The following is a 26,676-nucleotide window of genomic DNA, read 5'->3' as shown; positions in this document are numbered from 1 at the left end:
TTGACTCGCCGCCGAGACCGATAGGCTCTTGCTCGACCATCTCGGGTCCACCCCGACTAGAGACGAGGACCGGTGATGACGGGAGCTCGGGCCGCTTCGGCGCGGCTGCGGCGCGCGGCGCCCGCGTTGCTCGTCGTCTCCGTCGCTGCCCGGCTGCTCTGGGTGTTCTTCCTCCCGAATGGGCGCAACTTCGTTGACCTGCGCGTCTACGTCGATGGTTCGGCGGCGTTGGTGCGTGGCGGACTCTATGAGTTCACGTATTCGGCGCTGACCCCGGACTTTCCGCTGCCGTTCACCTATCCGCCGTTCGCCGCGCTGGTCTTCTTTCCACTGCACTACCTGCCGTTCGGGTTCGTCGGCGTCGTGTGGCAACTGCTCACCATGGCGGCGCTCTACGCGATCGTCCGGATCACCTTCGACCTGCTGCTCGGTGAGCGGGCGGCCGAGCCGGGCTGGCGGCACATGGCGATGGTCTGGACTGCCGTCGGACTGTGGACCGAGCCGGTGCGCACCACGCTCGACTACGGCCAAGTCAACGTTTTTCTGGTACTGGCCGTGCTGGTCGCTGCGCGCAGCAGTAAATGGTGGTGGTCCGGTCTGCTCGTCGGCTTCGTCGCGGGAATCAAACTCACTCCGGCCGTGGCCGGCCTGTATTTCGTTGCGCGTCGGCGGTGGGCGGCGACGGCGATGTCCGCGGTGGCCTTCGGTGCCACGGTGGCGCTGAGCTACCTCGTGATCGGCGATCAGGCCCGCCAGTACTTCGGACATCTGCTTGGTGACGCCAGCCGGATCGGTCCGGTCGGCTCGGTGTGGAACCAATCGCTGCGCGGCGCCCTGAGTCGAATCGCCGGACATGACGTCGGTTCCGGAGCTCTGTGGGTCGGCGCAGTCGCGGTCACGGCGGCGTTGGCTTTTGTGGCCTGGCGCTCACTTGCCCCCGACGATCGGCTTGGCACGTTGCTCGTCGTCTCGTTGTTCGGGCTGATGGCCTCGCCGATCTCGTGGTCGCACCACTGGGTGTGGGTGGTGCCGATGCTGATCTGGCTGGTGCACGGCCCATACCGGCAGCTCGCCGGCACCAAGCTCGTCACCGCGTACTGGGCAATCGACACCCTGGTCGGCGTGCCCTGGATCTTGGCGTTCTTCCAACAGGATCAATGGCCAATCTCACGCCCGGGCGTCCTCGCGTGGCTCGGCGCGGTCGATATGGTGGGCGTGGTGTTGTTCTTCGTCTGGGTCAGCTATGCCGGGCGAGCGGTCACTGCTGAGCCAGCCGATCAATCGCCCGCGCTAGCGATAGATCCAGTTCGGTAAGGCCGCCTTCGGAATGCGTGGACAGCCGGAACGTCACATTGCGCCACCGAATGTCGATGTCCGGGTGGTGATTGGCGGCCTCGGCCTCCGCGGCCACCTTGGTCACCAGGTCGATCCCGGACGGAAACGATTGCGCTTTGACAGTCCGGACGATCGTCGACTGCCCGTCGACCTCTTCCTGCTGCCAGTCGGGCAATTGCTTCAGCGCCTCGTCAATGCGGTCTTGGGACAGCAACTCAGCCATACCAACCGATGGTGCCACTTTTATGGCGTCGCGTCGGCGGTTGCCGATGCGTGAAGTGGTCGCGGCCGCGCTCGTGCAGCACGGCCGGTTGCTGCTCGCGCAACGTCGTCGGCCGGCGCACCTAGCGGGCTTGTGGGAACTGCCGGGCGGCAAGGTGGAGGACGGCGAATCGCCGGCCGCCGCGTTGGAGCGGGAACTGCGCGAGGAATTGTTGATCGACACCGAGGCAGGCTCGCGCATTGGAGTGGACATCGTGCTCTCCGGCGCGCTGGTGCTGCGGGCGTATCAGGCGCGCTTGGTCGCGGGAACTCCGACGCCGGTCGAGCATGCGGCCCTGCGGTGGGTGGACGCCGCGGAGCTGCAGGAGATCGAGCTGGTCCCGAACGACCGGGCGTGGCTGCCGGAGTTGACTGCGCTGCTGACGCTCGAGCGGCCGTGCTGAGCTACGCCGCACGCGCCTTTTTCAACGCCTTCTTGAGGTCCTTGCCAGTGAGGCCCTCGCGCTCGCACTTTTTCATCCGCATGATGACGACCGGGCATTTCAGGCACCGCTTCTTGCTGCGGCAGCACTTCTTCTTCGGCTTCAGGCGTGCGACCTTCTTGGCCTTGACCTTGCCCACCCGTGCGCTCCTATCGACCTCAGCAGACGTCAACGTACCCGCATTTGCGTCAGCGGAAAATCAGTCGCTGGTGAAGACGATCAACAAGCCGCAACGGCTGGCCAGCTCACAACTGCAGCGGCGGTATGCTCTCGGAGTCGAACACCACGCATTCCGGATGGCTGCGTGGTTTCAGCTGTGCCGCTACACGCCCTGCGCGCAGCGATATGCCACTGCTGCGCGCCTCGGCGCGCGGCAACACGCCACTGCGTCGCGCTTGCGCGCCCCGATCCGCACAGCCAGGAGTAAAGATCTTGTCGGACAACACATTTCGCAACGTCGCCATCGTCGCGCACGTCGACCACGGCAAGACGACGCTGGTCGACGCCATGCTGCGCCAGTCCGGTGCCTTCGCTGAGCGGGCGGAGCCGGTGGACCGGGTAATGGATTCCGGTGACCTCGAACGCGAGAAGGGCATCACAATTCTCGCGAAAAACACCGCGGTGCACCGGCATCACGCGGATGGATCGGTGACTGTGATCAATGTCATCGACACTCCGGGCCACGCCGACTTCGGCGGCGAGGTCGAGCGCGGACTGTCGATGGTGGACGGCGTGGTGTTGCTCGTCGATGCCTCGGAAGGCCCGCTCCCGCAGACCCGGTTCGTGTTGCGCAAGGCGCTGGCCTCGTCGCTGCCGGTGATTCTGGTGGTGAACAAGACCGACCGGCCGGACGCCCGGATCGCCGAAGTGGTTGAGGAAAGCCACGACCTGCTGCTGGACCTGGCCTCCGACTTGGACGACGAGGCCGCCGAGGCGGCTGAACTCGCGCTCGACCTGCCGGTGCTCTACGCCTCCGGTCGCGAGGGCAAGGCGTCGCGGACGCAGCCGGAAAACGGCCAGGCACCGGACGCCGACAACTTGGACGCCCTGTTCGAGGTGCTGCTCGAGAACGTCCCGCCGCCCAAGGGAGATCCGACCGCGCCGCTGCAGGCGCACGTCACCAACCTCGACGCGTCGGCGTTCCTCGGTCGCCTCGCACTGGTGCGGATCCACAACGGCACGTTGCGTAAGGGCCAGAACGTCGCCTGGATGCACGGCGACGGCATCAAGCAGGTGAAGATCACCGAGTTGCTCAAGACGGTCGGCGTCGAGCGCAGCGCCGCGGAGGAGGCGACTGCCGGTGACATCGTGGCGGTGGCCGGGATTCCTGACATCATGATCGGTGACACTCTCGCCGACCAGGAAAATCCGGTCGCGCTGCCGCGCATCACCGTCGACGAGCCGGCGATCTCGGTCACCATCGGTATCAACACCTCGCCACTGGCGGGGCGCAACGGCGGCACCAAACTCACCGCACGGCTAGTCAAGGCACGTCTCGACCAGGAACTGGTCGGCAACGTCTCGATCCGCGTCCTCGACACCGAGCGTCCGGACACGTGGGAGGTGCAGGGGCGCGGCGAGCTGGCCCTGGCGATCCTGGTCGAGACCATGCGCCGGGAGGGCTTCGAGCTGACCGTCGGCAAGCCGCAGGTGGTCACCCGCACGGTCAACGGCAAGCTGCACGAGCCCTTCGAGGAGCTCACCATCGACGTGCCCGAGGAACACCTCGGTGCGGTCACCCAGTTGCTGGCCGCTCGCAAGGGCAAGATGGTGCAGATGACCAACCACGGATCCGGTTGGGTCCGTATGGAATTCATCGTTCCATCGCGCGGCCTGATCGGTTTCCGCACCGACTTCCTCACCGACACCCGCGGCACCGGTATCTCCAACGCCGTCTTCCACGCCTACGAGCCATGGGCGGGGGAGATCCGAGCGCGGCACACGGGCTCGTTGGTCTCCGACCGCGCCGGCAAGGTGACGCCCTACGCGATGATCCAGCTCGCCGACCGCGGCACCTTCTTTGTCGAGCCCGGCGCGGACACCTACGAGGGCATGGTGGTGGGCATCAACCCGCGCGCCGAAGATCTCGACATCAACGTCACCCGGGAGAAGAAGCTGACCAACATGCGCAGCTCCACTGGTGATGTACTCGAGACGCTGGCCAGGCCCATGGTGCTCGACCTCGAGGGCGCACTGGAATTCTGCGCCGCCGACGAGTGCGTCGAGGTCGGCCCGGATGTGGTGCGCGTCCGCAAGGTCGCCCTCAACGCGACGGAACGCGCTCGCGAGCGTTCCCGGTCCAAGGCGCGTGACCGCGCGGCGCAGTAGGTGTGCGAGCGTGGCGCGCTAGAGTGCGCGTGACGAAACGCCGGGTACAACAGGAGGTCTGTGTGCGGACGCAGCGCGGCCTCGGTCCCGCCTTAGGCGCGGGTCTTACCGCGATCGCGCTGTTGCTTTCGGCGTGCGCCGCGAACCCGCCGCCGCCGATCGAGAGCACGAACAGTCCCAAAACCACGCCGGCGCAGCCGACCCGCAACACCGTCGTGGTGGCCATCGACAACATCGGGGTGGGTTTCAACCCGCATTTGCTTTCCGATCAGTCCCCGACCAACGCCGCCGTCAGCGCATTGGTGCTGCCCAGCCCGTTTCGGCCGGTTCCGAGTCCGACGCGCGCCGGCGGCACGGATTGGGTGCCGGATCCGTCTGTGCTCGTCTCGGCGAACGTGACGTCACAGGATCCGTTCACCATCACCTACCAGCTGCGCGACGACGCCCAGTGGTCCGACGGCGCGCCGATCGCCGCCGAGGACTTCGTCTACCTGTGGCAGCAGATGATCAGTCAGCCGGGCGTGGTCGATGCGGCCGGGTACCAGCAGATCACAAACGTGACCTCCGCTGGTGGCGGCAAGACTGTGGTCGTGACAATGAACGGTCCCTATCCGGCGTGGCGCGAGTTGTTCACCGACCTGCTGCCGTCACACCTGATCAAGGATTCGCCGGGTGGGTTCGAGCGCGGACTTGCACAGAACATTCCGGTGTCCGGCGCGCAATTCCATATCAAGACGGTCGACCGTGATCGGGACGAGATTCTGCTCGAACGTAATGACCGGTTCTGGGGCGTTGCTGCCAAGCCGGATCAGATTCGGATGCAGCGCGGCGGGTCGCCGGCGCAACTGGCGGACTCGATGCGGTCCGATGATGCTCAAGTCGCGACCGTGCACGGCGGCGACTCCACGAAGGCCCAGTTGGCCGCGATCCCCGGCGTGCGCGTCGGGACGGCGGCTCAGCCGAGGCTGCTGGAGCTGACGCTGAACGGCCGCGGCGGCGTCTTCACCGACCAGAAGGTGCGCACCGGCGTGTTGGGCCTGCTCGACCCGGATCTGCTGGCAATCATCGCTGCTGGCAATTCCACCAATGTCGCTCCGGCCCGGGCGCAGGTTTTGTCGCCGTCGGATCCCGGCTATGTCGCAACAGCGCCAGCGCGCCCAACCAGACAACAGGCACTGGCGACGCTCGCCGACGCTGGCTACGAAGCGGCACCCGAACCGCCGACGCCGCCGGGCAGCACAACGACAGCGCACCCGGTGGCGCAGATCGCGAAGAACGGCAAGCCGCTCTCCCTGCGGATCGGCGTGGTGCAGGACGACGACGAGGCGTTGGCCGTCGCCGACACCGTCGCCGACCAGTGGCGCGGTGCTGGCATCGATGCCTCCGTGGTGCCCCGCCCGCCCGAAGACCTCTATGGTGATGACCTGCTCAAAGGCGACGTGGATGCGATTGTCGGTTGGGTGCGCGCTGGTACCGACCCCGCGACCGCGCTGGCCTCGCGTTTCGGATGTCCCGCGCCGGCCGCTCCACCTTCCACACCGGTGACCTCGGTGACGCCGACAGCGAGCGCCACCCCGGCCTCGAGCGCCGCCGCCCAACCGGCCAGGCAGCCGGACAGCAACTTGTCGGGTCTCTGTGACCCGTCGCTGCAGCCGTCGATCGACGCCGCGCTGCACGGGACGGCAGACGTGTCTTCGGTGATCGCGGAGGCGGAGCCGAGGCTGTGGCAGCTTGCCGCGACGCTCCCGATCGCGCAGGACACAACGGTGGTCGCTGCGGGTCCGGGAGTGTCTGGAGTGTCGTTGGACGGCCCGATTCAGGTCGGTGTCTTCAGCGGTGCCAGCGACTGGAGCCGGGTCCAGCAATGAGGCCCGAGCGGAGCCTGCGGAGCGACCAGGGGGCACAGCAGCGGAGACTGCTGTTCGTCCACGCGCACCCCGATGACGAGTCGATCCTCACCGGCGGCACCATTGCCCGCTACGTCCGCGCCGGTGCTGACGTTGCCGTCGTGACCTGCACGCTGGGCGAAGAAGGCGAGGTGATCGGTGAGCAATGGGCGCTGCTGGCGGCCGATCAGGCCGACCAGCTCGGTGGATACCGCATCGGCGAACTCACTTCGGCGCTGTCGGCGCTCGGCGTGGATGGTCCACGTTTTCTCGGCGGCGCCGGCCGGTGGCGCGATTCCGGCATGGTCGATACCCCCTCACTCGCCAATCCGCGGGCGTTCGTGAATGCCGATATCGACGTGCTCGTCGAGACATTGGTAGCGGCGATTCGGCAACTGCGCCCGCATGTGGTGGTCGGCTATGACCCGACTGGCGGGTATGGCCATCCCGACCACATTCGGGTCCACCGCATCACCGAGACGGCGGTCGTTGCCGCCGCCACCGATCGATTCCCCGACGCCGGTTCACCGTGGAATGTGCCGAAGTACTACTGGGCGGTGTGGCCCGGAGCAGACGGCGAACCTGCCACGACAGCAATCGATATCACCGACACCCTCGACGTCAAACGTGCTGCGCTCCGCGCCCATGCCACTCAAGTTGTGGTCTCGTCCAAAGGTGACTCATTTGCGTTGTCCAATGGAATCGACCAGCCTATTCTGGCGTCCGAGCACTACGTTTTGGTGCGCGGCACGGTGGGCGCTGTCGACTACGTAGACCTGGAAACAGACCTGTGCGCCGGACTGGACGGCTAGACGGTAGCGACCATGCAACGGAGGAAACACGATGGACTATTACAACTGGGATCTACAGAACGCGATCGCGGCGTTCGTGGACAGCCTCCGGCCGAGCGCCCAGTACCAGCACGACCTCTACATCTCGGTGCTGCACGGATTCGTTCAACTGAACAGTCAGTTGTTGACGATGCTGGGCTACCCGCCGGTCGGCTGACCGGACGCACGGTCGACGGGGTCCTGCTGGCCCTGTTGACCCTCAGCGGGTTCGTAAGCTTCATCCTCGAGGTGCTGTTTCTGCCGCTCTACCTCGGGCCGGTCCCGTTTCCGATCACTGCATTGGCGGCGGGTTTGTGGAACGTCGTTCTGATTCTCACGGCACTCAATGTCACCCGGCAGCTGCGTCTGCTTGCACTACCCGTGGTCGGATGGCTGGTCGGATTCGTCATCGCAATCATGCGGGGCCCGGGCGGCGATGTGGTGCTGCCGGCGCAGTGGCAGACGCTGCTCATGTTGGTCGTCGGAGTCGCGCCGGCCGGGCTCGTGCTGTACTGGCTGGCGGTGCGGCACACTCCGCACTAACCGAGGCCCGCGGCCGACTTCGCTGCCCGAAGCACATCCTCGATCATCGCCGGGGTCAGTTTGCCGGTGAACGTGTTCTGTTGGCTCACGTGGTAGCAGCCGAACAGGTACAGCGGAGATGGCCCTTCGAGTTCGACGCGTACCCCGTGGCCGAATCGCGGTCGTGGTCGCGGAACCTGCCATCCGGCCTCGGTCAGCGCCGGCATCAGCGCTTGCCAGCCGAAGGCACCCAACACCACGATCGCCCGCAGCGTCGGCTGTATCAGCCTCAGTTCGTCGACGAGCCAGTGGCGACAGTTATCCCGTTCACCGGTGGTCGGCTTGTTGGCCGGGGGCGCGCAATGGACCGGAGCAGTGATTCGGGTGTCGAAAAGCTGCAATCCGTCGTTGATGTCGGTTGCCGTCGGCTGGTTCACCAAGCCCACGGCGTACAGGGCTGCATAGAGTACGTCGCCACTGCGGTCGCCGGTAAACATTCGGCCCGTGCGATTTCCGCCGTGGGCGGCGGGCGCCAGGCCGACGATGAGGATGCGCGCATCGTCGGGGCCGAAGCCGGGAACCGGCCGTCCCCAATAGGTTTCGTCTCGAAACGCGGCCCGCTTCTCCTGGGCGACCTGCTCGCGCCAGGCAACCAGTCGAGGGCAGGCCCGGCATTCGGAGACTGCGCAGTCGAGTTCGGTAATGGAGGTGATCATGGTGTCGGCTCCGGTATTTTTCGCCGCGATTCGAGCACATAGTTGCCGACCGCGCAGGCCAGTATCGCCAGCGCGGTAGTCACCGCGGTGGTTTCGGGTTCGAGAAGTCCAGGGGGCAGCGACCTGTCGGTGAGCGGCGTGTAGGCCGTCCAGCCGAAGTCGCGACCAAGTCCTACCGCGCCAGCAAATACGGGCAGCGCAAACACCACGGGCCAACTCATCGCGGCCGGTGCATCGATGGTGCGCACCGACGAGGCGAGCGCAAACCCGGCTGCCGGACCGAGCCACAGGACGCTAACCGATGACCAGTCCGGGTGGCCGCTGAACGAGGTGGCGATGGGAACGACGGCCAGCAACAGCGTGGCGAAGGCAGGCTGCGGCCACTTCGTGCCGATTGCAATTCCCACCGCGGTCAATACCGCGGCGAGAACCAGCGCACCGGCCGCCATTTCCCAACGTTGCGCACACACCGACGCGGCCGCGATCGCGGTACTTGCAAGCACCGCGCAACCGGTGCGACCCGGCAGCAGCCACGCGGCGAACAGCACAACCACCACTGTGACGCCAACCGTGATTCGCCACAGTTCGATCGTCCAACCGAGTTGGGTGAGCGCAAACAACGTCGCCAAGCCGGCGGCCGTCAGTAGCGCCCCAGCCCCGATCGTGCGACCAGGGGCGGAGTCGGGGGCCGGATGCGGCTGCTCCACCCGGGTCGCGATCACACACCCGATCGCCCCAGCCACCAGGACCGCGGCAGCGACGATGCCCCACGATATCGACGGCTCGTCGGGCACGTAGTCCGCGTACCGCCGCGGGCGGCTGTTGAGTGTGCGGCGCAGGTTGTCGCCGAAAAGGTAGATAAAAACGATTCCAGCAGTGATCAGCGCGACGAGTAAGAGTCGATGGTGCTCGCCGCGCAGGAGCGCGACCACGCCGCCGAGCACCAGGCCGCAACCGAGTCCGTTGAGATAGACCTCGGCGAGTCCAAACTCCGCTGCGGCCATCACCGCGATCAGTGCCAGACCCGCTCCGGCGGTCATCAGCACCGCGACCAACGAGGTCGTTCGTCCCAGCAACACTGCCGTCAGAGCCGCGACCAGCAGCGCGACACAGCCACCGGCATGAAAGCCGAAGTAGGTGACGTGCCAGCCGGATTCCAGCAAAATTTTCGATGAGTCGTCCGGTAACGCGATGTTGAGGACGTAGCCGACTAACAAACCGGTCAACAGCGCGGTGACGGCTGCGGAGGTGCGCTCGATCATTGATCTTGACTCTAGAGGGGTAGGTCGGGTGAGCATCGCAGCGTGGCGAGGAGCGGAGCGCGACCGGAGCCGACGATGGGTACAGAGGTGTAGGTCGGGTGAGCATCGCAGCGTAGCGAGGAGCGGAGCCCGACCGGAGCCGACGATTGGCCTGAGAGGTGTAGGTCGCGTGAGCGTATGTTGCTGGCATGCGCTCGACACTGCTGTCTCGCCGGGACCTGGACTTCCTGCTCTATGAATGGCTTGACGTGTTGGCTTTGACAGAGCGCAAGCGATTCGCCGAGCACTCCCGCGAGACGTTCGACGGCGTGCTCGACCTCTCCGAGCAGGTCGCAACCCGATATTTCGCCACCCACAACAAGCTGAACGACACCCATGAGCCGACGTTCGACGGCGAAACCGTCACCATCATCCCCGAAGTGTCCGCGGCGCTCGATGCGTTCGCCAAGGCCGAACTGCTGGGCATGACCGTCGATGAGCGGTTCGGCGGCGCGCAGCTTCCGGCCACGGTCGGCAACGCCTGCTTCGCCTGGTTCCAGGCCGCCAACGTCGGCACCTCCGCCTATCCGTTCCTCACGCTGGCCAACCTGAACCTGCTCATCGCGCACGGCTCGGAAGAACAAGCGGCTACCTATGTTCGCCCGATGCTCGAGGGCCGGTTCTTCGGCACCATGTGCCTGTCGGAGACGCAGGCCGGGTCCTCGCTGGCGGACATCACCACCCGCGCCGAACCGCAGGCCGATGGCACCTATCGGTTGTTCGGCAACAAGATGTGGATCTCCGGCGGCGATCATGAGTTGAGCGAGAACATCATTCACCTCGTGCTCGCCAAGATCCCGGGCGGTCCGGCCGGCACCAAAGGTATATCGCTGTTCATCGTGCCCAAATATGTGGTGCCCACCGGTGAACGCAACGATGTGGTCCTTGCCGGGCTGAATCACAAGATGGGTTACCGCGGCGCGACCAACACCGTGTTGAACTTCGGCGAGGGCAAATACACGCCCGCTGGGGCACCCGGCGCGGTCGGCTACCTGATCGGCGAGGCCAATCGTGGCCTGTCCTACATGTTCCACATGATGAACGAGGCACGGCTCGGGGTTGGCCTCGGCGCAACGGCGCTCGGCTACACCGGCTACCTCAAGTCGCTCGACTACGCGCGCACCCGCGCTCAGGGCCGCCCACCGACCGCAAAAGACCCTGCCGCGCCGCAGGTGCCGATCATCAGCCACCCAGACGTCAAACGCATGCTGCTGGCTCAAAAGTCCTATGTCGAAGGCGCGTTGGCGTTGGCGCTGTACTGCTCGCGGCTGCTGGACATTCAGCACTCGGCGCAGTCCGAGGAGGAAGCGCGTTCGACCACGCTGCTGCTCGACATCCTCACGCCCGTCGCAAAGAGCTGGCCGTCGCAGTGGTGTCTCGAGGCCAACAATCTCGCCATTCAGGTGCACGGAGGTTACGGCTACACCCGCGAATACGACGTCGAACAGCACTACCGCGACAATCGGCTCAATCCCATCCACGAGGGCACGCACGGCATCCAGGGGCTGGACCTGCTGGGCCGCAAAGTGGTTCAGCAGGGTGGGGCAAGCCTGGTCGAGCTCGCGGCAAAGATTGCCGAAACCGTGCGAGCGGGACGTGACAGCGAATTCGCGGACCTTGCTGCACAACTGGATGCGACGTGGCAGCGGCTGGTGTCGGTGACCGCGGACATGTTCGGCGCGGGCGACCTCGAGGCCGCGCTCGCCAACAGTTCGGTGTATCTGGAGACGTTCGGACATATCGTGATTGCTTGGATGTGGCTCGAGCAGGCGATCACGACCATCGGACGCTCCGGCGACTTCTACGACGGCAAACGCCAAGCCGCCCGGTACTTTTTCGCCTATGAGCTACCCAAGACGGCACCCACGCTGGAACTGCTGGCCAGCTTGGACCGCACCACCCTCACCATGCGGGACGAGTGGTTCTGAACGGTGGTCAAGTCTCTCGCCGGACTGGCGGTAATCGGCCTGGCCGCCTTCATCACCGCGTCCACGATGTGGTTGCGCAAACTCTCCGCCGGGCGGATCTTCAGCGTCGATGACGTCGACCCGGTGCCGGTCGTCATTGTCTTCGGCGCCCAGGTCAAGCAAGGGGGCCCGGGGTCGTTTCTCACCGGGCGGCTGGCTGCCACCGCGGACCTGGTGCGCTCCGGCAAGGCCGATGTGGTGCTGGCCTCCGGCGACCGCAACGGCGAGTCCGGCGACGAGATTGCCGCGATGACAACCTATTTGGTTAACAAAGGCGTGCCGCGCGCCCAGATAGTCGGCGACGGGCTAGGACTGCGCACGCTCGACACCGGGTTGCGTGCGTCGCGCACCTACGGCGTGCGGCGCGCGCTCGTCGTTTCCCAGGCCTTCCACCTGCCCCGGGTGGTGGCGCTGTGCACGCACGCCGGCTTGGACGTGAGCGGCGTCATTGCCGAATGCGACTGCCGGCGAAGGATACTGCAGAAGAACCTGGCTCGGGAGGTGCTGCTCGCACGCCCGAAAGCCGTGTTGGACATGGTGGTTGGCAAGCGGGTCACCGTTTCCTCGCCGCCCGACCCGGCGGTGCGCGATGCGCTGCGGAACCGTTCAGCTGTGCACGCACAGGCAGGGGGCGGCGACGTCAGTGCACCATGAGAACGCCGACCGCACTGGCTAGTTCACTCAGCGCGGCGTCGAACGCGCCGCGGACCTCCTCGACCGGCGGGTCGAGCTCCCGGTCGGCATCGAAGCCGAAATACACGATGCCGTCATAGGAAAAGGCGCCGACATTAAAACCCTGGTCCGAAGGGTTCAGCGGCACAATCGGATACATCTCCAACACCCGGGACCCGTTGAGGTACAACGGGGCGGTGGGACCGGGAATGTTCGACACCACAAGGTTGTGTGACGGAAAGTCGATGCCCGTGCTCAGCAGCGTGGTCAACGCGGGGGAGAGCAGCGGGGGCGCGAGACCGCCGACGACGACGAACAGCGCACCGGCCATCACACCGCGGCGCTCTTGAGTTCGTCCATGCGACTACCGACGATTTCCACCCGGCGGGCCGGATCCGGCTCGCGCACCGGCAGTTCCACGACCACCACCGAGATCCGGTTGCCGCCCGTCTCGCCTTCGCGGCGGATGCTCACCGGCACCAGCGTGGTCGGTTCCCGTTCGAGGTCGGTCGGTTCCACACCGGCGGCACGGAGGTAGTTCACCAGCGCGCCGGTGACCACTCCCAGCAGCACATCGTTGACCGTGCGAGACGTTGCCGCGCTGATTTCCCTGATGGTGTCCAACGGCGTGCTCGTGCAGTCGTAGGCGCGGTTGGCCGAGATGGTCTTGTTGAACGGCGTCGCCACCGCCGGCGGGCGGTCGCGCAGCAGATCGCGCAGCACGTCGGCGGCCTCGCGGAGGTCTGCAGCGGCCGTCGCCGGGGAGGTTTCGAGCACCTTCGAGGTGGTGTCCACCACCAGGTCTTGAGCCTTGGTCAGCGGCTTGATGGCGAATCGGCGGACCTGGCGAAGCAGCAGTCCGGGACGTTCCTCTTCGGTGTCCGGCGGCGGTTCGACCGGATCCGCTTCCGGTTCGATGTCGAGGACGGCCATGCCGATACCCAGCGCCGATGCGCCGTCTACCAGCGCGTGATGCATCTTGATGAGCAGCGCGATTCGGCCATCGTCGAGGCCGTCGATCACGTGGATTTCCCACAGCGGCCGACTGCGATCGAGTTTGCGCGACATTTCGTTGCCCACCTGGCGCATCAGTTGGGCGCGGCCGCCGGGCGAGGGCAGCGTTGCCAGCCGCACATGCCATTCGACTTCGAAATTGTCGTCGTCCACCCACACCGCATTGGACAGCCCGGTCCGGCTCTCGTCGAGGCGCTGTCGGCAGCGGGGCACCAGATGAATTCGATCCTGCAGGCGCTGGCAGATCGCGTCATAGGTGACGCCCGGGCCTGGCTCGACGAAAATCAGGCTGCCGATGGTCATGTTGACGGGTCCGGACTCGGCGTTCAGCGACGCGCGGTCCAGCGGTGACAGCTTGTCGCTCATGCGGCGGACTCCCGAATTCCCAACGGCGATCTTGAACCGTATCTTTGCACGTCGCGGGCTGGTTTTGGCCCGATTCGCACGGTCGTGGCCGCCGCTAAGGGGCCGCCGGGTGGCAGGTTGTCGGACCGGTGGCGCATGATCGGAGCCGTGACTGAATTGCCAACCCCGAGCGTCCCGCCTCGGCCCGGCCTCGACCGGGTTCCGGGGGAATCGGCGATGCGGCGGGCGTTGCGCCGCGCTCGGGACGGCGCGACGCTCAACGTGGACGAGGCGACGGTATTGCTGCATGCCCGCGGCGAACACCTCGTGGACCTGTGCGCGTCGGCCGCCCGGGTGCGTGACGCCGGGCTCGCCGCTGCGGGACAATCGGGCCTAATCACCTATTCGCGCAAGGTATTTATCCCGCTGACCCGGCTGTGCCGGGACAAGTGCCACTACTGCACGTTCGTCACCGTGCCACCCAAGCTCCGCGCCGCCGGAGAGGGCATGTACCTCGAACCCGACGAAGTGCTCGAGATCGCCCGCCGCGGAGCCGAACTCGGGTGCAAGGAGGCGCTGTTCACCCTCGGCGATCGACCGGAGGCGCGCTGGCCCGAGGCCCGTCAATGGCTCGACGAGCGCGGATACGACTCGACGCTGGCCTACCTACGTGCCATGGCGATTCGGGTGCTCGAGGAAGCAGGGCTGTTGCCCCATCTGAATCCAGGTGTGCTGAGTTGGGAAGAACTATCGCGGCTCAAGCCGGTCGCGCCCTCGATGGGCATGATGCTGGAGACCACGGCCACCCGCCTTTTCACCGACAAGGGTGGCTGCCATCACGGCTCGCCGGACAAAGACCCGGCCGTGCGGTTGCGCACGCTGACCGACGCGGGCCGATTGAGTGTGCCCTTCACGACGGGCATCCTCGTGGGCATCGGTGAAACGTTGGTTGAGCGCGCCGACTCCATCTTTGCAATCCGTAAGTCGCACAAGGCGTTCGGCCACATCCAGGAAGTGATCGTGCAGAACTTCCTGGCCAAGCCCGACACTGCCATGCGCGACGTACCCGACGCCGGACTCGAAGAGTTCGCGGCCACCATCGCGGTGACGCGACTGGTACTGGGACCGGACATGCGGATTCAAGCACCGCCAAACCTGGTGTCGCTGACGGAATGTCAGCAGCTCATAAATGCGGGCATCGACGACTGGGGTGGGGTCTCGCCGCTCACACCGGACCATGTGAACCCGGAACGGCCCTGGCCGAATCTCGACACCCTAACCTCGCTGACCGGATCCGCTGGTTTTCAGCTCACCGAGCGGCTCACGGCGCATCCGCGGTACGTGCTTGCCGGCTCGCCGTGGATCGATCCCCGGGTAACCAATCACGTTCGTGCGCTGGCAGATCCGGCGTCCGGACTGGCCCGCGCGGGGGCGATCCCGACCGGCCTGCCCTGGCAAGAGCCAGATGAGTCCTGGGAGTCGGCCGGACGTACGGATTTACACCGGTCGATCGACGATGAGGGCCGAAACACCCGCACACGCAGCGACATCGGCAATGCGTTCGGCGATTGGGACACGGTGCGTGAGCAGGTGCTGAGTCTGGCTGCGCCGCAACGGCTGGACACGGATGTGGTTTCGGCCCTACGTGCGGCCGAGCGCGACCCAGCCGGATGTACCGACGCCGAGTACCTCGCCCTGGCAACCGCCGACGGCGCCGAACTCGACGCGGTGGCGGCGCTGGCCGATGACCTGCGCCGGCAAGCGGTGGGCGACGACGTCACGTACGTGGTCAACCGCAACATCAACTTCACCAACATTTGCTATACGGGCTGCCGGTTCTGCGCGTTCGCGCAGCGCAAGGGCGATGCGGATGCCTACACGCTGTCCACCCACGAGGTGGCCGACCGGGCTTGGGAAGCGCATGTGGCTGGCGCCACCGAGGTCTGCATGCAGGGCGGCATCGACCCAGACCTGCCAGTGACGGGCTATGCGGATCTGGTCCGCGCGGTCAAGCAGCGGGTGCCGTCGATGCATGTGCACGCCTTCAGTCCCATGGAGATCGTCAACGGCGCCTCCCGCGGTGGCCAGAGCGTTCGGGACTGGCTGGTGGAGCTGCGGGCGGCCGGGTTGGACACGATCCCGGGTACCGCGGCGGAAATCCTCGACGACGAGGTGCGTTGGGTGCTCACCAAGGGCAAGTTGCCCACGGCAACCTGGATCGATGTGGTCACCACCGCCCATCAGGTGGGGCTGCGGTCGAGTTCGACGATGATGTACGGGCACGTGGACAACCCGAAGCACTGGGTCGGGCACTTGCGGGTGCTGTGCGGGATCCAGGACGAAACCGGCGGTTTCACCGAATTCGTTCCGCTGCCGTTCGTGCACCAGAGTGCACCCCTGTACCTGGCCGGCGCCGCCCGCCCGGGCCCGAGCAACCGTGACAACCGGGCGGTGCATGCCCTGGCCCGCATCATGCTGCACGGCCGCATCGACAACATTCAGACCAGCTGGGTCAAACTCGGGGTCCTCGGCACGCAGACGATGCTTCGCGGCGGCGCCAACGACCTCGGCGGAACGTTGATGGAGGAGACCATTTCCCGGATGGCCGGTTCCCAGCACGGTTCGGCGAAGTCGGTCGCGGAACTGCGTGCCATCGCCGAAGATATAGGCCGGCCCGCGCGCGAACGCACCACCGTCTACGGCCGTCGGAAAGGATTCACCGCCGCATGACCACCTCCTCGATAACCGACCAGCACGTCGCAACTGTTCTCGGCCGAGTCGTGTGGGTGGTCGACCCGGTGCTCGACGTGGTTGAACTGGCCGATCCGCTCGGGCTGAAAGCACGCACCAAGGTGGCGCGTCCGCCGACTTCCGTCGTCGATCGGGGCCTGGACGGCGTCGCCTGGGTCCTCAACGTCCTCGACTTTCCCGGCACCAAGGGCTGGGCGGAACTCAACGTCGACCAGCGCGCGCGGTGGTGGGTCCGCCGCGCCGGGGCACTGAATACAGTGCTCGTCGCCGCGCCCGGCGTGTTCGGCGTGCTGGCGAGTCGGCTACCGATTCAGAACGTGCTCGGCTTCGCCAATCAGGCGATCGTGCTGTGCGCGGTGGCGCGAGAGCGCGGTGTAGACGACCAGGACCGGCAGGTGCAACTGCTCGGTTACATCTTGTGCGGCCGACACCTCTCACCGGGCGGCATTTCGCACCTGCCTGACGATCCGCAGGCGCCGACCGGCGGTAGCGCGTCCTGGACTCCATTCGCCATGGTCAAGGGGCTGTGGCGAACCGCCAAGATCATCCGAGGCATCAACGACGAACTCGACAAACGCCAACACCCCAACCGGTTCTTCCAGCTCATCGGGATGCTGCCGGGGGTGGGCGTGATCGGCGGGTACTTCGGTGAGTACGGCGCACTATCGCGCGCCGCCAAGGCCGGCGAAGCCTGGCTCGCCGACATGGAACTCGTCTAGCCGGAGGCTGCCCGAGAAACGGGGGAGCCGTTCCGGGATAATGTTGCCTCGAGTGTGACGCGAGATGTGCGACCCGGCACGGCAGTGCCATGGGCGCGGAAAGAGGGAGAGCTGCGGTGACCTACATCATTGCCGAACCATGCGTCGATGTGCTGGACAAGGCCTGCATCGAGGAATGCCCTGTCGACTGCATCTACGAGGGCGGCAGGATGCTCTACATCCACCCCGACGAGTGCGTTGACTGCGGTGCGTGCGAGCCGGTGTGTCCGGTGGAGGCGATCTTCTACGAAGACGACACCCCGGATCAGTGGATTGGTTACGTCAGCGCCAACGTCGACTTCTTCGACGACCTCGGTTCGCCCGGCGGCGCCGCGAAGCTCGGTAAGGTCGACTACGACCCGCCGTTCATCAAGGCCCTGCCGCCCATGGGTGAAGAATGATCCCCCAGATGGCACCGTGTGAGGAATGAGGGTTCCGACTTGCCGTTGAGCCGGGTCTCCACCAGGCTGCCCGATTTTCCTTGGGACACAATCGGAGCCGCCAAAGCGCGCGCAGCGCAGCATCCGGGCGGGATCGTCGATCTCTCCGTCGGGACGCCGGTCGATCCGGTGGCAACGGTAATCCGCGACGCCCTGGCCTCGGTGTCGGAGCTCTCGGGTTACCCGACCACGCATGGCACCGTCGAGCTGCGTGAGGCGGCGGTCAAGGCGCTCGAACGTCGCTACGGCGTCGCCGGTATCGACCCCGCGGCGGTCCTGCCTGCGATCGGGACCAAGGAGATGATCGCGTGGCTGCCGCGTTTGCTGGGTCTGGGCTCGTCGGATCTGGTGGTCATTCCCGAACTGGCTTACCCGACGTATGAGGTCGGCGCCCTGCTGGCCGGCGGACGGGTGGTTCGGGCCGACGGGCTGACCCAGCTCGGCCCGCAGTCGCCGGCGCTGATCTACGTCAACTCGCCGTCGAATCCGACCGGGCGGGTGCTCGGCGTCGACCATCTGCGTAAGGTCGTCGCGTTTGCTCGCGAGCGAGGCGCAGTGGTGGTCTCCGACGAGTGCTACCTGGGATTGACCTGGGATGCGGAAGCCTCCTCGATCCTCGATCCCCGGGTGGCCGAGGGCGATCACACGGGATTGCTTGCGGTGCATTCGTTGTCGAAATCGTCGAATCTGGCCAGTTACCGGGCCGGGTTTGTGACCGGTGATCCCGAGTTGGTGGCCGAGTTGCTCGAGGTTCGCAAGCATGCGGGCATGATGCTGCCGCTGCCGGTCCAGGCGGCGATGACGGCGGCGCTGCGCGACGACGAGCACGAGCGCGAGCAGCGCGAGCGTTACCGCAGCCGGCGGGTAACTCTGCTGGCGGCGCTGCGCGGTGCTGGTTTCACCGTCGACCACTCCGAGGCCGGACTCTACGTGTGGGCCAGCCGCGGAGAGCCGTGCCGGGACACCGTCGACTGGCTCGCCGAGCACGGCATCCTGGTGGCTCCGGGAGACTTTTACGGCCCACGCGGCGGCCAGCATGTCCGCGTCGCGCTCACCGCCCCGGACGAGCGAATCGCTGCGGCCGCACAGCGTTTGGGTGCGTCGTGAGCACGCTTGCGCCGGTGCCCGAATCCGGACACATCTTCGACACGTCGTGGCCGCTGGCGACCACCGACATGGACGACCAGTACCAGCTAGGCCTCGACGGCATCGCCCGGTACGTGCAGGAGGCCGGCGTACGCCACCTCGACCACACCGGAATGATGGACTCACACCCGCACTGGATCGTGCGGCGTTCGGTCATCGACGTCCTGCGCCCGATCGAGTGGCCCGACCGGATTCGCTTGCGCCGCTGGTGTTCCGGTGTTTCCTCGCGCTGGTGCTCGATGCGCGTGCGGCTCGACGGTGACAAGGGCGGGTTGGTCGAGACCGAGGGCTTCTGGATCAACATGAGCAAGGAAACGATGGGTCCGGCCCGGCTTTCCGACGAGTTCTTCGCGACGATGGCCAGTACCACCGACGATCTCCGGCTGCGCTGGAAGCCGTGGCTCACGGACGCCTTGTCGGACGCGCCGGGGGTGCCGTTCCCGTTGCGGCGCACTGACATCGACCACTTCAATCACGTCAACAACACCGCGTACTGGCATGGCGTCATCGAGGCATTGGCCGACGAGCGCGACCTCCTGACGGCCCCGCACCGAGCCGTGATCGAGTACGTCAAACCGATCACCTACGGCGAACCGGTGCACATCCACAAGCGGCGGCGCGACGACGCCGTGGACCTGTGGTTCGCCGTTGACGGTGATGTGCGCACGCTGGGGAGCGTCAGCCGGATCTGAAAGCGCTACGGTTCCACCAGCCCTGCCCGGATTGCATAACGCGTCAGTTCGAGCCGGTCACGTAGGCCGAGTTTCTGCAGGATGTTCGCGCGATGCCGGTCCACGGTTTTCACGCTGATCACCAACGTTTTTGCGATGTCGCGGCTCGAATTGCCCTCCGCGATGAGCTTGACCACCTCCTCTTCGCGGGTCGTCAGTATCGCGTCGGGTATCGAGTCGCCGCGGCGCATCCGCAGCAGGTAGTCGCTGACCAACGCAGTGACGGCTCCTGGATACAGGAATGACTCACCACGCATCGTTGCTCGGCAGGCCTCGATCAGGTCGCGATCGGCGACCGACTTCAACACGTACCCGGACGCACCGGCTTTCAGCGCTTCGAAGAAGTACTGCTCGTTGTCGTACATGGACAGCATGAGCATTCGCACGTTCGGTGCCTGCCGGGCGATCTCGCGCGCCGCCTGGATACCGGTCATCCTGGGCATGGCAATGTCGAGAATTGCTATGTCGACGGGCGTTTCGCTGACGGCGGCGATTGCCTCCGCACCGTTGGCCGCCTCCACAACCACCTGCAGATCGGATTCGGCATCGATAATCAGGCGAAGGCCGCTGCGCACCAACGCGTGGTCGTCGGCGAGCAAAATCTTTATTGGCGTGGTCATTTCAGTTCCGTCACGGCAGGGATGGCCAACCGGATCTCCGTGCCGGCCCGAGGCGGCGAACTAATCCGCAATGCACCGCCTACCAACAAAGCGCGTTCGCGCATACCCCGGATTCCGGCGCCCTCCTCGTCGGCGCCGCCCCGGCCGTTGTCCTTGATCCGCAAAAGTATTCGATCTTGCGACGCACTGAGTGAAAAGCCGACGGTTGTCGCGTCGGCATGGCGGGCAATGTTGGTCAGACCTTCCTGGGCGATCCGGTAGCAGACCAGTTCGGCGTCCGAACCTAGTCGCGGAAGGCCAGGATCGATGTTTCGATCCACAGCCACCCCGCTGGCCCGGGCGAAGTCGGAACACAGCGCGTTCAGTGCACTCTCCAAGCCGAGATCGTCGAGCACATCCGGCCGTAGTCGTTGCGCGATGCCACGAACCTCGTCCAGGCTCGCGCGCACCGTTTCCTGAGCGCTACGCAGATCATCGCGCGCGGCCGGCGGGGACCGGTCGACCGCGCGCTTCATTGTCAGCAAAGCGACGGTGAGGCTCTGGCCGACTTCATCGTGCAGTTCGCGTGCGATGCGTTGTCGTTCGCCCTCCTGCGCGGTGAGGGCGTATGCGCTCGCCGCCGCACGTTCGGACTCCAGGCGGTCCAGCATCGAGTTGAAACTCGCGATCAGCTCGGACAGGTCTCCATTGCCCGCTACGGTGAGTCGGTCGCCGCGGCGCAGCGGATCGACGCGCTCCATCAGCGTCGCCAACGAATCCAGGGGCGAAAGGCTGGCCCGCAACAGCAGACCGTTCGCAGTGAGAATCACGGCGAGGCCGATGATCAACACTGGAATTTCGGTGAGCAGAATCGGCGAGGACACGGTCGCCGGTGACACTGCCAAGGCGAGCGTGCCCACAGCAAAGACGAGTCCGTTGATGGCGATGAGTCGTCGAAACAGGGCTCGCGCGGGAGACCGGTGTACTGCCATCGCCCCAGCGTTACCCGGTGCGTGACGGTTGTCCATGGGGTTCGTCGCCCATTTTCGTCCCTGTCCACGTTCCCGAGCCGGGCAAACATGGGTGTTGGCGCCGATGGTCGTCGGCGACGGCCGCTGCGAGAGTCGGAGCATGGAGATCACCCGGAGCACGGTTCCAGGCGCGGGCGTCCTGCACCAGCTGATCACCCGCGACGGGCAGCGCTTCGCTGTGCTTGTCACTCGTGATCGGCAACTTTTCGTGTATGACGGTGCCGACGAGCCTTACCAGGTGATCGCTTTGGAACCCGATGAGGCTGATCAGGTCGCCCAACTTCTGCAGAGCCGTTCGATTCCCGATCGGCTTGCCACCGTGGAGCGACTCGTCGACCAACTGATTCGTGAGGATCGATGCCGATGATCACCGACTACTGCGCACAACGGGACGGTGCCATGCAAGCACGCGACATCGCCGCGAAACTTCCGACGGTCACCCCGTCGGATCCGGTGGCCCGGGCGGTACGGCTGATGGTGGTCAACCGCATGCCGGGACTCGTTGTCGTGGACGAGAAGTCGCGGCCCATTGCCGTTCTTCCCGGAACACAGGTGTTGCGCTTGACTATTCCCGGCTCCTACCAGAATGACCCTGCACTGGCGCGCACCATCGACGAGGTCCATGCCGATTTGTTCTGGCTGGAGCCGGGCACCCTGACCGTCGGTGACTGTCTGCCGCAGCAGCCGGCCAAGCCGGTCACTGTTTTGCCCACCGCTACCGTGCTCGAGGTGGCGACCCTGATGGCACGCCAGCACAGCCCTTTGGTGGCGGTCGTGGACCGAACCGGTGTCCTGATCGGCGCCGTGACGTTGGAGCGCCTCCTCACCAGCCTCGCGGTCTCGGGCCCCGGCGACTGATCTTGCATGAGAGCAGGGGTGTGACCGCATGATTGCACCCCTGCTCGCCCTTCTCATCTTCATCGTCGCGTTCGGGTGTATTGCCACCGAACGGGTGGACAAGGTGAAGACGGTGCTGGTGGCGGCCGGTGCCATGGCGCTGCTCGGCCTCATTCCCGGCGACGAGGTCTTCTTTTCCGAGCACGAGGGTATCGACTGGAACGTCATCTTCCTCTTGCTCGGCATGATGGTGATCGTCGGAATCGTCAAGCAGACCGGAATTTTCGACTACCTGGCCATTTGGGCGGCGAAGCGCTCCCGTGGCAAGCCCTATCGGCTGATGGTGATGTTGATGTTCATCACCGCTGTCGCATCTCCATTTCTGGATAACGTCACCACGATCATGCTTGTGGCGCCGGTGACCGTGGTGGTGTGCAATCGATTGCGTATTCCGGCCCAGCCCTATCTCATCGCAGAAGTGCTGGCGTCCAACATCGGTGGTGCCGCCACGCTTATTGGTGATCCTCCGAACATCATCATCGGCAGTCGAGCAGGCTTGTCGTTCAACGACTTTCTCGTCCACATGGCACCCGTTGTCGTGGGCATTTTCGCGTTGTTCGTGGTGTTCACCCGGCTGCTGTTTCGAAAGTCGTTGCGCTGCAAGCCGCAAAATATCGCCGAGGTGATGGCGCTGCAAGAACGCCGCGCCATCACTGATCGGAAGTTGCTGCTTCGCTGCATGATCGTGCTGGCATTGGTCATCACCGGCTTTGCGCTGCACGGGGTGCTGCATCTACCGCCATCGCTGGTTGCGCTTATCGGGGCAGGGTTGATGCTGCTGGTTGCAGATTACGACGTCAACGACGTCCTCGGCGAGGTCGAATGGCCGACGCTTGCGTTCTTTGTTGGCCTCTTCGTCATGGTGGCCGGCCTCGTACACACCGGGGTGATCGAAGCTATCGGCAGTTGGACCCTTGAGGTGGTCGGGGACAACTTCTTCACTGCTGCCACTGCGCTGCTGTTCGGGTCGGCGGTGATTGGGGCGTTCATCGACAATATTCCCTACACGACAACAATGGCGCCGGTAGTGGAAGGAGTTGCGGCGCAAGCACCAGACGCGGCGACGGGGCGCGCGCTGTGGTGGGCCTTCGCGCTCGGCGCGTGCTTCGGTGGCAACGGCACCGCGGTCGCTGCCAGCGCCAACGTCGTTGCGATAGGTATTGCGCAGCGGACCGGGCATCCCATCGGTTTCTGGCAGTTCACCCGCTACGGGATCATCGTCACGGCATTGAGCACCGTATTGGCGTGGATTTATATCGGGCTGCGGTACTTCTAACCGGCCGAGTTCGCGTCGTCTCTGGGCAGTTCGCGTCGGTTGTGTAAGGGCCGTGAAGTGCGCAGTCGGGGAGCGAAATCACTGTGGGCGCGTCCGCCGCGTCGCTTCCTGGCCGCCCCGCCAGACCGGCGATAAGCTGGGATTGCACCAGCGGGGCCACCAGCAAACAAGCAGGAGGCATCATGGACGCCGTCACCTCGGTTCCGACGCCGGTCAATGAGCCGGTATACACCTACGCGCCGGGTACCCCGGAGCGCGAACGTCTCGAAGACAAGCTGGCTGAGCTTGCCAAAAATCCGCTGGACGTGCCGATGGTCATCGGCGGAAAGCGCCACCAGGGGCCGGACCGCGCGGAGATCGTCGCCCCCCATCGCACCGAGTTGGTGCTCGGCACCTACGCCACGGCCACCCACGACGACGCGCACGCCGCCATCGAAGCGGCCATGGCGGCCGCGCCGGACTGGCGTGCACTGTCCTACGACGACCGAGCCGCGGTCATCCTGCGAGCCGCCGACCTGGCGTCCGGACCATGGCGAGCGACGCTCAGCGCGGCCACCATGCTCGGCCAGTCCAAGAGCGTGGCCCAAGCCGAGATCGACGCCCCCTGCGAGCTTGTCGACTTCTGGCGGTTCAACGTCGCGTTCGGTCGGCAAATCCTTGCTCTGCAACCCAATTCGTCGCCCGGCACCTGGAACCGGCTCGAATACCGTCCGCTCGAGGGCTTCGTCTACGCCATCACCCCGTTCAACTTCACGGCGATTGCCGGCAACATCCCAACGGCCCCAGCGCTTATGGGCAACACCGTGGTGTGGAAGCCCTCGCCCACCCAGACCCTCGCGGCGTACTACACCCTGCAGGTGTTGGAAGCAGCCGGTCTACCGCCGGGTGTCATCAACCTGGTCACCGGCGACGGCAAGGCGCTATCCGAGGTGGCGCTGGCCGATCCACGGCTGGCGGGCATCCATTTCACCGGCTCTACCAAGACGTTTCAGTATCTGTGGGGACAGGTCGGCGCGAACATCGCCAACTACCACAGCTATCCACGAATGGTGGGCGAGACCGGCGGCAAGGACTTCATCCTCGCGCACCCGTCCGCCGATCCGGCGGCGCTGCAAACCGCGCTCATCCGCGGGGCTTTCGAGTACCAGGGGCAAAAGTGTTCGGCGGCGTCGCGCGCCTACATTCCGCGCTCGCTGTGGAACCGGATGGGTGACGAATTCCTCGCCCAGACCGCCGAGCTCACCTACGGTGACGTCGCCGACCTGCGCAACTTCGGCGGCGCGCTCATCGACCGCCGCGCCTACGACAAGGCAGTAGCCGCCATCGAACGAGCGCGCTCGGCGCCCGGCGTGGAGATTGCCGTCGGTGGCAGCTACGACGACAGCGAGGGCTATTTCGTCCGTCCCACCGTCCTGCTCATCGGCGACCCGCGCGACGAGGCTTTCAGCACCGAGTATTTCAGCCCGATTCTCAGCGTGCATATCTACGACGACTCGGTCTTCGGCTCCTTCGAGGACATCCTCGGCGAGGTGGAAGCGGGTGCGCCGTACGCGTTGACCGGATCCGTGTTCGCACGCGACCCGGCGGCCATCGAAGAGGCAATGTCCGCACTGCGCTTTGCGGCCGGCAACTTCTACATCAACGACAAACCCACCGGCGCGGTGGTCGGCCAACAACCGTTCGGCGGCGCCCGTGCATCGGGGACCAACGACAAAGCTGGTTCGCCACTCAATCTGCTGCGCTGGGTTTCTCCGCGGACCATCAAGGAAACGCTCTCGCCACCAACCGATTACCGTTACCCACACATGAGCGGCTGAGTGCGATGGGAGAATTCGCGCCGCCCAATCCGCTGCGCCCGGTGATCCTCGCGGCGGCAAAATCGGCGCGTCTGCAGCACGCGATCGTTCGCGCTCCGGTGACCCGAAACGTTGTGCAGCGCTTCGTGTCCGGAACTCAGCGCAGCGACGTCCTGGAGGTGGCGACGGCGCTACTCGCCAGCGGACGGATGGTGAGCGTTGACTACCTCGGCGAACAGGTCACCGACCGCCGCACAGCCGATCAGAGCGTGGACGAATATGTTGCGCTCATCAACGATCTGGGCAATCTCGACGCAGCCGCGGCGAACCGGGTGAGAACGCTGGAGGTGTCGCTGAAACTATCGGCGCTCGGTCAAGCGCTGCGGGGCGACGGCGTCAAAGTGGCCACCGAGAATGCGTGGAAAATCTGCGCGGCTGCCGAATCGAGCGGCGTCTGGGTGACCGTGGATGCCGAGGACCACACGACCACCGACGCCACGCTGGCGACAGTTGGCGAACTGCGTGCCGACTACCCGTGGCTCGGCGTAGTCGTTCAGGCCTACCTACGTCGCACCGAGTCCGACCTCGCTGACCTGACCGGCGCGGGATCACGGATCAGGCTGTGCAAGGGAGCTTATCGGGAACCGAAGTCGGTGGCCTTCCAGCGCCGGGCCGAGGTCGACGAATCGTACAAACGGTGTCTTTCGGTTTTGATGCGCGGCGACGGCTATCCGATGGTCGCCTCACACGATCCGCAGATGATCGTCGCCGCGGGCGAGTTGATCACCGCCACCGGCCGTGCCGCTGATAGTTTCGAACATCAAATGCTTTACGGGATTCGGGATCTGGAACAGCAGCGACTCGCGGCCGACGGCAAGGGGATGCGAGTGTACGTGCCCTACGGCACCGAGTGGTATGGCTATTTCATGCGACGACTCGCCGAGCGGCCCGCCAACCTGCGGTTCTTCCTGCGCTCACTGGCCACGCGGCATTGAGCACGTCGGGCGGGGGCGTCATCAACGGCGTCCTCTACGTCTTGGTCATCGTCGCGTCCGTCCGGCTCGTGCACACGCCCAAACGGTCGTCTGCGCTCCCGGTGGCCGTCGCGTTGTGGGTTGTCGTCGCGGTGCCGTCGATCCTGCAAGGCTTTTTCCCGGCGCTGTTGACCGACCTGCGGCGAGATCCGCCGTTGATCAACGTGGACGGTCAGTGGTGGCGGGTGATCACCTCGGTGCTGGTGCAGGACGGCGGGTTCTGGGGAACGTTGTTCAACCTGGTCACGCTGGCCATCGTGGGCACTGCCGCAGTGGCGATTTGGGGCGGTACGCGGACGCTCATCGTCTTTGCGGTCGGCCAGGTGCTGTGGGGGTTGTTCACCACCTTCGTCTCGCCGACGGTGGGAGCGGGCAATTCGGGAGCTACTTTGGCGCTGGCCGCGTCCGTCGCCGGATTGGTGGCGCTGTCCGCCCCGCCGCGCCGGGATGCAGTGGTGTCTTTCGGCGTTGCCATCATCGGGGCCGTGCTGGTTGCGCTTCGGGACGCCCACGGCATCGCGGTGCTGTTGGGCATGGTGATCGGTGCCGTGCTGAGCGTGCTCTGGCCACCGAAATCTGTGCTGCAGGTACGGTAAC

At 65.6% G+C, this 26,676-nt stretch carries 28 protein-coding genes; 20 read left to right on the top strand and 8 right to left on the bottom strand.

What is annotated here, in order from left to right:
• The first annotated feature begins 75 nt into the window (after nucleotides 1–75).
• Nucleotides 76–1,314: a mannosyltransferase gene (locus FOS14_RS00705; protein WP_143768337.1), complete on the top strand. Its 1,239-nt coding sequence runs from the start codon at nucleotides 76–78 to the stop codon at nucleotides 1,312–1,314.
• On the opposite strand, the gene FOS14_RS00700 is transcribed toward FOS14_RS00705, so the two are convergent.
• Nucleotides 1,259–1,558: a 4a-hydroxytetrahydrobiopterin dehydratase gene (locus FOS14_RS00700; protein ID WP_143768336.1), complete on the bottom strand. Its 300-nt coding sequence runs from the start codon at nucleotides 1,556–1,558 to the stop codon at nucleotides 1,259–1,261. The genes FOS14_RS00705 and FOS14_RS00700 overlap by 56 nt on opposite strands.
• Before the next feature lie 22 nt (nucleotides 1,559–1,580).
• Here FOS14_RS00700 and FOS14_RS00695 point away from each other — a divergent pair, with 22 nt between their 5' ends.
• Nucleotides 1,581–2,000, top strand: coding sequence for an NUDIX domain-containing protein (locus FOS14_RS00695; protein ID WP_304944892.1), 420 nt, complete (start codon nucleotides 1,581–1,583; stop codon nucleotides 1,998–2,000).
• Between the two features lies 1 nt (nucleotide 2,001).
• Here FOS14_RS00695 and FOS14_RS24550 read toward each other — a convergent pair whose 3' ends face one another.
• Entirely contained in the window at nucleotides 2,002–2,178 is a 177-nt protein-coding gene (locus FOS14_RS24550; protein ID WP_185981550.1) for a hypothetical protein, read from the bottom strand.
• 293 nt (nucleotides 2,179–2,471) lie between these two features.
• On the opposite strand from FOS14_RS24550, the gene typA reads away from it, so the two are divergent.
• The 5 genes from typA (at nucleotide 2,472) to FOS14_RS00675 (ending at nucleotide 7,626) form a co-directional block, all read left to right on the top strand.
• Nucleotides 2,472–4,367 (top strand): translational GTPase TypA, encoded by a 1,896-nt coding sequence (gene typA, locus FOS14_RS00690; protein ID WP_185981549.1) that lies wholly within the window; start codon nucleotides 2,472–2,474, stop codon nucleotides 4,365–4,367.
• Between the two features lie 62 nt (nucleotides 4,368–4,429).
• Entirely contained in the window at nucleotides 4,430–6,235 is a 1,806-nt protein-coding gene (locus FOS14_RS00685; RefSeq protein WP_143768334.1) for an ABC transporter family substrate-binding protein, read from the top strand.
• Nucleotides 6,232–7,065, top strand: coding sequence for an N-acetyl-1-D-myo-inositol-2-amino-2-deoxy-alpha-D-glucopyranoside deacetylase (gene mshB / locus FOS14_RS00680; protein ID WP_143768333.1), 834 nt, complete (start codon nucleotides 6,232–6,234; stop codon nucleotides 7,063–7,065). The genes FOS14_RS00685 and mshB overlap by 4 nt, the downstream gene beginning before the upstream one ends.
• 31 nt (nucleotides 7,066–7,096) lie before the next feature.
• Nucleotides 7,097–7,261 (top strand): hypothetical protein, encoded by a 165-nt coding sequence (locus tag FOS14_RS24545; RefSeq protein ID WP_185981548.1) that lies wholly within the window; start codon nucleotides 7,097–7,099, stop codon nucleotides 7,259–7,261.
• A gap of 35 nt (nucleotides 7,262–7,296) precedes the next feature.
• Nucleotides 7,297–7,626 (top strand): hypothetical protein, encoded by a 330-nt coding sequence (locus FOS14_RS00675; protein ID WP_143768332.1) that lies wholly within the window; start codon nucleotides 7,297–7,299, stop codon nucleotides 7,624–7,626.
• Here FOS14_RS00675 and FOS14_RS00670 read toward each other — a convergent pair.
• Nucleotides 7,623–8,321 (bottom strand): uracil-DNA glycosylase, encoded by a 699-nt coding sequence (locus FOS14_RS00670; RefSeq protein ID WP_143768331.1) that lies wholly within the window; start codon nucleotides 8,319–8,321, stop codon nucleotides 7,623–7,625. The two genes, FOS14_RS00675 and FOS14_RS00670, sit on opposite strands and share 4 nt — an antisense overlap.
• Nucleotides 8,318–9,583, bottom strand: a complete 1,266-nt coding sequence (locus tag FOS14_RS00665; protein WP_143768330.1) for a hypothetical protein — start codon at nucleotides 9,581–9,583, stop codon at nucleotides 8,318–8,320. Before FOS14_RS00665 ends, FOS14_RS00670 begins: the two co-directional genes overlap by 4 nt.
• Nucleotides 9,584–9,771: 188 nt before the next feature.
• Here FOS14_RS00665 and FOS14_RS00660 point away from each other — a divergent pair, with 188 nt between their 5' ends.
• Nucleotides 9,772–11,550 (top strand): acyl-CoA dehydrogenase, encoded by a 1,779-nt coding sequence (locus tag FOS14_RS00660; protein WP_143768329.1) that lies wholly within the window; start codon nucleotides 9,772–9,774, stop codon nucleotides 11,548–11,550.
• A 3-nt stretch (nucleotides 11,551–11,553) separates the two neighbouring features.
• Nucleotides 11,554–12,243 carry a vancomycin high temperature exclusion protein gene (locus tag FOS14_RS00655; RefSeq protein WP_255449947.1) on the top strand — a complete coding sequence of 230 codons (690 nt, stop codon included), beginning with the start codon at nucleotides 11,554–11,556 and terminating at the stop codon, nucleotides 12,241–12,243.
• Here the strand turns inward: FOS14_RS00655 and FOS14_RS00650 are convergent.
• On the bottom strand, nucleotides 12,230–12,592 hold the full coding sequence (locus FOS14_RS00650) for a WS/DGAT domain-containing protein (protein WP_143768328.1): 363 nt from the start codon (nucleotides 12,590–12,592) through the stop codon (nucleotides 12,230–12,232). The genes FOS14_RS00655 and FOS14_RS00650 overlap by 14 nt on opposite strands.
• Entirely contained in the window at nucleotides 12,592–13,641 is a 1,050-nt protein-coding gene (locus FOS14_RS00645; protein WP_143768327.1) for a wax ester/triacylglycerol synthase domain-containing protein, read from the bottom strand. Before FOS14_RS00645 ends, FOS14_RS00650 begins: the two co-directional genes overlap by 1 nt.
• Nucleotides 13,642–13,776: 135 nt before the next feature.
• Here FOS14_RS00645 and FOS14_RS00640 point away from each other — a divergent pair, with 135 nt between their 5' ends.
• From FOS14_RS00640 to FOS14_RS00620, 5 genes are all read left to right on the top strand, one after another.
• A complete protein-coding gene (locus tag FOS14_RS00640) occupies nucleotides 13,777–16,350 on the top strand; it encodes a bifunctional FO biosynthesis protein CofGH (RefSeq protein ID WP_143768326.1) in 2,574 nt (857 codons plus the stop codon).
• Nucleotides 16,347–17,090, top strand: coding sequence for a hypothetical protein (locus FOS14_RS00635; protein ID WP_255449946.1), 744 nt, complete (start codon nucleotides 16,347–16,349; stop codon nucleotides 17,088–17,090). Before FOS14_RS00640 ends, FOS14_RS00635 begins: the two co-directional genes overlap by 4 nt.
• A gap of 116 nt (nucleotides 17,091–17,206) precedes the next feature.
• The gene (fdxA, locus tag FOS14_RS00630; RefSeq protein WP_143768325.1) at nucleotides 17,207–17,530 is read left to right on the top strand and encodes a ferredoxin; all 324 of its coding nucleotides are present in this window, start codon (nucleotides 17,207–17,209) and stop codon (nucleotides 17,528–17,530) included.
• Between the two features lie 39 nt (nucleotides 17,531–17,569).
• Nucleotides 17,570–18,676 (top strand): succinyldiaminopimelate transaminase, encoded by a 1,107-nt coding sequence (gene dapC / locus FOS14_RS00625; protein ID WP_185981547.1) that lies wholly within the window; start codon nucleotides 17,570–17,572, stop codon nucleotides 18,674–18,676.
• On the top strand, nucleotides 18,673–19,407 hold the full coding sequence (locus FOS14_RS00620; protein ID WP_255449945.1) for an acyl-[acyl-carrier-protein] thioesterase: 735 nt from the start codon (nucleotides 18,673–18,675) through the stop codon (nucleotides 19,405–19,407). Before dapC ends, FOS14_RS00620 begins: the two co-directional genes overlap by 4 nt.
• A 5-nt stretch (nucleotides 19,408–19,412) precedes the next feature.
• Here FOS14_RS00620 and FOS14_RS00615 read toward each other — a convergent pair whose 3' ends face one another.
• Nucleotides 19,413–20,066: a response regulator transcription factor gene (locus tag FOS14_RS00615; protein WP_143768324.1), complete on the bottom strand. Its 654-nt coding sequence runs from the start codon at nucleotides 20,064–20,066 to the stop codon at nucleotides 19,413–19,415.
• Nucleotides 20,063–21,037, bottom strand: a complete 975-nt coding sequence (locus FOS14_RS00610; RefSeq protein ID WP_143768323.1) for a histidine kinase — start codon at nucleotides 21,035–21,037, stop codon at nucleotides 20,063–20,065. The genes FOS14_RS00615 and FOS14_RS00610 overlap by 4 nt, the downstream gene beginning before the upstream one ends.
• A 139-nt stretch (nucleotides 21,038–21,176) precedes the next feature.
• Here FOS14_RS00610 and FOS14_RS00605 point away from each other — a divergent pair, with 139 nt between their 5' ends.
• The 6 genes from FOS14_RS00605 (at nucleotide 21,177) to FOS14_RS00580 (ending at nucleotide 26,675) form a co-directional block, all read left to right on the top strand.
• On the top strand, nucleotides 21,177–21,443 hold the full coding sequence (locus FOS14_RS00605; protein WP_143768322.1) for a hypothetical protein: 267 nt from the start codon (nucleotides 21,177–21,179) through the stop codon (nucleotides 21,441–21,443).
• A complete protein-coding gene (locus FOS14_RS00600; protein WP_255449944.1) occupies nucleotides 21,440–21,934 on the top strand; it encodes a CBS domain-containing protein in 495 nt (164 codons plus the stop codon). The genes FOS14_RS00605 and FOS14_RS00600 overlap by 4 nt, the downstream gene beginning before the upstream one ends.
• A 28-nt stretch (nucleotides 21,935–21,962) precedes the next feature.
• Complete coding sequence (locus FOS14_RS00595; RefSeq protein WP_143768321.1) at nucleotides 21,963–23,249, top strand: SLC13 family permease; 1,287 nt, start codon at nucleotides 21,963–21,965, stop codon at nucleotides 23,247–23,249.
• 182 nt (nucleotides 23,250–23,431) lie between these two features.
• Nucleotides 23,432–25,066, top strand: coding sequence for an L-glutamate gamma-semialdehyde dehydrogenase (gene pruA / locus FOS14_RS00590; protein WP_143768320.1), 1,635 nt, complete (start codon nucleotides 23,432–23,434; stop codon nucleotides 25,064–25,066).
• 5 nt (nucleotides 25,067–25,071) lie between these two features.
• A complete protein-coding gene (locus FOS14_RS00585) occupies nucleotides 25,072–26,040 on the top strand; it encodes a proline dehydrogenase family protein (protein ID WP_143768319.1) in 969 nt (322 codons plus the stop codon).
• Entirely contained in the window at nucleotides 26,037–26,675 is a 639-nt protein-coding gene (locus FOS14_RS00580) for a rhomboid family intramembrane serine protease (protein ID WP_143768318.1), read from the top strand. Before FOS14_RS00585 ends, FOS14_RS00580 begins: the two co-directional genes overlap by 4 nt.
• The last annotated feature ends 1 nt before the right edge of the window (nucleotide 26,676 follow it).

Origin of the sequence: Skermania sp. ID1734 (assembly GCF_007489285.1) — a bacterium.
Lineage (GTDB): Bacteria > Actinomycetota > Actinomycetes > Mycobacteriales > Mycobacteriaceae > ID1734.
The sequence above is the reverse complement of the archived record's forward strand: the minus strand, read 5'-3'. Positions and strand labels throughout refer to the sequence as shown.

What these genes read in the sequence shown, in the direction of transcription:
- FOS14_RS00595 (WP_143768321.1), top strand. Translation starts at nt 21,963, where the DNA reads ATGATTGCACCCCTGCTCGCCCTTCTCATCTTCATCGTCGCGTTCGGG.
- FOS14_RS00700 (WP_143768336.1), bottom strand. Translation starts at nt 1,558, where the DNA reads ATGGCTGAGTTGCTGTCCCAAGACCGCATTGACGAGGCGCTGAAGCAA.
- FOS14_RS00605 (WP_143768322.1), top strand. Translation starts at nt 21,177, where the DNA reads ATGGAGATCACCCGGAGCACGGTTCCAGGCGCGGGCGTCCTGCACCAG.
- FOS14_RS00660 (WP_143768329.1), top strand. Translation starts at nt 9,772, where the DNA reads ATGCGCTCGACACTGCTGTCTCGCCGGGACCTGGACTTCCTGCTCTAT.
- FOS14_RS00705 (WP_143768337.1), top strand. Translation starts at nt 76, where the DNA reads ATGACGGGAGCTCGGGCCGCTTCGGCGCGGCTGCGGCGCGCGGCGCCC.
- pruA (WP_143768320.1), top strand. Translation starts at nt 23,432, where the DNA reads ATGGACGCCGTCACCTCGGTTCCGACGCCGGTCAATGAGCCGGTATAC.
- FOS14_RS24545 (WP_185981548.1), top strand. Translation starts at nt 7,097, where the DNA reads ATGGACTATTACAACTGGGATCTACAGAACGCGATCGCGGCGTTCGTG.
- FOS14_RS00665 (WP_143768330.1), bottom strand. Translation starts at nt 9,583, where the DNA reads ATGATCGAGCGCACCTCCGCAGCCGTCACCGCGCTGTTGACCGGTTTG.
- FOS14_RS00610 (WP_143768323.1), bottom strand. Translation starts at nt 21,037, where the DNA reads ATGGCAGTACACCGGTCTCCCGCGCGAGCCCTGTTTCGACGACTCATC.
- FOS14_RS00645 (WP_143768327.1), bottom strand. Translation starts at nt 13,641, where the DNA reads ATGAGCGACAAGCTGTCACCGCTGGACCGCGCGTCGCTGAACGCCGAG.
- mshB (WP_143768333.1), top strand. Translation starts at nt 6,232, where the DNA reads ATGAGGCCCGAGCGGAGCCTGCGGAGCGACCAGGGGGCACAGCAGCGG.
- FOS14_RS00650 (WP_143768328.1), bottom strand. Translation starts at nt 12,592, where the DNA reads ATGGCCGGTGCGCTGTTCGTCGTCGTCGGCGGTCTCGCGCCCCCGCTG.
- FOS14_RS00600 (WP_255449944.1), top strand. Translation starts at nt 21,440, where the DNA reads ATGATCACCGACTACTGCGCACAACGGGACGGTGCCATGCAAGCACGC.
- FOS14_RS00695 (WP_304944892.1), top strand. Translation starts at nt 1,581, where the DNA reads ATGGCGTCGCGTCGGCGGTTGCCGATGCGTGAAGTGGTCGCGGCCGCG.
- FOS14_RS00585 (WP_143768319.1), top strand. Translation starts at nt 25,072, where the DNA reads ATGGGAGAATTCGCGCCGCCCAATCCGCTGCGCCCGGTGATCCTCGCG.
- FOS14_RS00635 (WP_255449946.1), top strand. Translation starts at nt 16,347, where the DNA reads ATGACCACCTCCTCGATAACCGACCAGCACGTCGCAACTGTTCTCGGC.
- FOS14_RS00640 (WP_143768326.1), top strand. Translation starts at nt 13,777, where the DNA reads ATGATCGGAGCCGTGACTGAATTGCCAACCCCGAGCGTCCCGCCTCGG.
- FOS14_RS00670 (WP_143768331.1), bottom strand. Translation starts at nt 8,321, where the DNA reads ATGATCACCTCCATTACCGAACTCGACTGCGCAGTCTCCGAATGCCGG.
- FOS14_RS00615 (WP_143768324.1), bottom strand. Translation starts at nt 20,066, where the DNA reads ATGACCACGCCAATAAAGATTTTGCTCGCCGACGACCACGCGTTGGTG.